The organism is Flavobacterium sp., assembly GCF_044371705.1.
GTDB lineage: Bacteria > Bacteroidota > Bacteroidia > Flavobacteriales > Flavobacteriaceae > Flavobacterium.
Genome location: NZ_JBILTE010000271.1, coordinates 1 through 2,620, shown reverse-complemented (window position 1 = coordinate 2,620; position 2,620 = coordinate 1). Strand labels below are relative to the sequence as shown.

General features: G+C 36.9%; 2 protein-coding genes and 1 pseudogene. 1 reads left to right on the top strand and 2 read right to left on the bottom strand.

Annotated elements, in window-relative coordinates; all coding sequences use genetic code 11:
• A pseudogene (locus ACIQ2S_RS12860) lies at window positions 1-1,314 on the bottom strand (phosphoribosylformylglycinamidine synthase); the annotation flags it as partial.
• A 135-nt stretch (window positions 1,315-1,449) separates the two neighbouring features.
• Window positions 1,450-2,091 (bottom strand): DUF1579 domain-containing protein, encoded by a 642-nt coding sequence (locus ACIQ2S_RS12855; protein ID WP_396176626.1) that lies wholly within the window; start codon window positions 2,089-2,091, stop codon window positions 1,450-1,452.
• 208 nt (window positions 2,092-2,299) lie between these two features.
• Here ACIQ2S_RS12855 and ACIQ2S_RS12850 point away from each other — a divergent pair.
• The coding region (locus ACIQ2S_RS12850; RefSeq protein ID WP_396176624.1) for a hypothetical protein at window positions 2,300-2,620 on the top strand (321 nt) is incomplete at its 3' end.

Below are 2,620 nucleotides of genomic sequence, written 5' to 3'. Positions count from 1 at the left end.
TTGGATAGCATTTAATTCAATTCCTGAACCAAATGCACCGGTATCTGCCGATGAAACGGCCGCACCACCCATTCCGATTCTATAATTTTCACCACCTAAGATGACAATTTTGTCGCCTACTTGTGGTTTGTGTTTTTGAGCTTGTTCTGCTTTTCCGTATCCAATTCCGCCGGCAAGCATGATTACTTTGTCGAAACCAAGTTTGCGGGAATCATCAACTCCGACAGAGTTTGGAACGCTGTCGGAGTTATTTTCTTGATGTTCGAATGTAAGTACCGAACCCGTGATTAATGGCTGACCGAATTTATTACCAAAATCGGACGCACCATTCGATGCTTTAATTAAAATATCCATTGGTGTTTGATACAACCATTCTCGTTCGTTCATGGCATTTTCCCACGGACGATTTTCCTCCAAACGAGAATACGAAGTCATGTAAACAGCTGTTCCTGCAAGCGGTAGCGAACCTTGTCCGCCCGCTAAACGGTCTCTTATTTCACCTCCCGAACCGGTTGCGGCACCGTTGAAAGGCTCAACCGTTGTTGGGAAATTATGTGTTTCTGCTTTTAATGAAATGACAGATTCGTAGGTTTTTGTTTGATAGAAATCAGGTTTATCGGCACTCTTGGGAGCAAATTGTTCCACTTGCGGACCTTTAATAAACGCGACATTATCTTTATAGGCAGAAACGATATCGTTGGGATGTTCTGCGGCTGTTTTTTTAATTAATTTGAAAAGAGAGGTTGGTTTTTCTTCCCCGTCAATTACAAATGTTCCGTTAAAGATTTTGTGGCGACAGTGCTCGGAATTCACTTGTGAGAAACCAAACACTTCAGAATCGGTTAAATTCCGCTTTAATTTAATGGCTAGAGTATTCAAGTAATTTACTTCTTCTTCGCTTAATGCCAAACCTTCCTGCTTGTTATAAGCCGCGATATCTTCGATTTCTTTGATTGGTTCCGGAAGAATATTGATGGTGAAAATCCCTTGATTTAATTCCGAATATTTTTGCGAAAGCATTGGGTCGAAGTCATGAAAGCCTTCGGATACGATTTGAAATTCTTCAATTCGGATGATTCCGATAATACCCATATTTTGAGTAATTTCCACGGCATTGGTACTCCAAGGAGTCACCATTGCGGCACGGGGACCAACAAAAAAACCCGTAAGTACGGATTTGGGTTGGTTAGAATCGTCTGAAAGAAGTTCGGCTTGAAAAAGCCAGTTTAATTTAGAGGTGTCTTGAGCCGAAAGTTCTTTTTGTGACTGAACTGCAAAAACAGTAGTACTTTCGTTTCCGAAGAAATGAATCATGTCAAAAATATTTGTGTTGTTGTTGGTGCAAATTTACGTCTAATATTGGTAGTTTCAAAGTATATTTATGGAAGAGTTGTGAACAAAAAAAAGACTGTGTGAGCAGTCTTTTCTAATGATAAAAATAGGGATTGATTATTTCTTTCTGGTCATGGTAATTTCCATACTTTTGTATTCTTTTCCGCTGAAATCAACGTCAAACATTTCCATTTTACGCGTGTTTTCATCCACAATGGTGTAGGTTTCGCGAACCGCTTTCTCTTTTTTAGTAATAGGATCTACTACAGTTCCTGCAAAATTGATGGTTTTTGTTGTTTCGTCGTACGTTCCGTTCATGATCATTATACCTGTACTCATATTGTCGATCCAAACGGAGGTATATTTTTGAGAAGCTTTGTTGAAGCCCAAGGTGCTTTTCCCTTCAAAAGGCATGCCCATGAAATCCCCTTTATGAGTAATCTCTTGGTAGCGGTCGCCATACAACATTTTTGCATCTGCCGTCATGGTGGTTTTCATAGGTTCCGCTCCGGGTTCCATCCAAACAGTCATTTCTTCTTTCCAAATGCCGTTTTCCAATGCAAGCATTTTGTGTGGTTCTGCAGGAGTCATGTAGTCTTCCCACGCTTTTGCGATGGTTGCCGAATCCGGAATAACGATTTTCGTTTCTTCCACAACTGTAGTGTCTTTCACAGGAGTAGTTTTTTCTTTGGTTTCTTCTTTTTTTCCACAGGAAACCACCGTTAGAATAGCAATAAGTGATAAAAATGTAAGTTTCATAATTTTTTGTTTATTGGTTTGTTTGGTAAAATTATGAAAAATTGTTAGGTTTTTTACTGTTTTTGGAACACAGATTTATAAAATTGGAGGAATTAATAAAAAGACTTACGAATTCGTTTGAGAAGCCCTTTGTGGTGCAAGTATCTTGCTCGTTTCTCTTATCAAAAATAAATTTTCTATATTTGAAAAACACTTTAATTCTAAATCTATGAAACGATTTAAAAGAGACATAATTTCTTTATTAATTTCAATTTCATTATTTTCATGTAGTTCTCTAGATAAACAAAGAGTCGATATGCCAATTAGCACATTTTTGATAATGGAGTCAAATATTAACTCGTCAGATATAATTTCAAAAATTGTTTATTTTTTCCCTTCGAATGGTATTATCAATAAAATAAATTATAAAATAAATGATAAGGATTATAATTTTACATTTTTATATCTCTCAAGAGACGGTTTTCAACTTATACCTTGCTGCGAATTTGGCCAAGTTAATTATTTATCAAAAGACATTGAAAAATCTTTG

Coding starts and splice junctions, on each gene's coding strand:
- ACIQ2S_RS12855 (WP_396176626.1), bottom strand. CDS start 2,091: ATGAAACTTACATTTTTATCACTTATTGCTATTCTAACGGTGGTTTCC.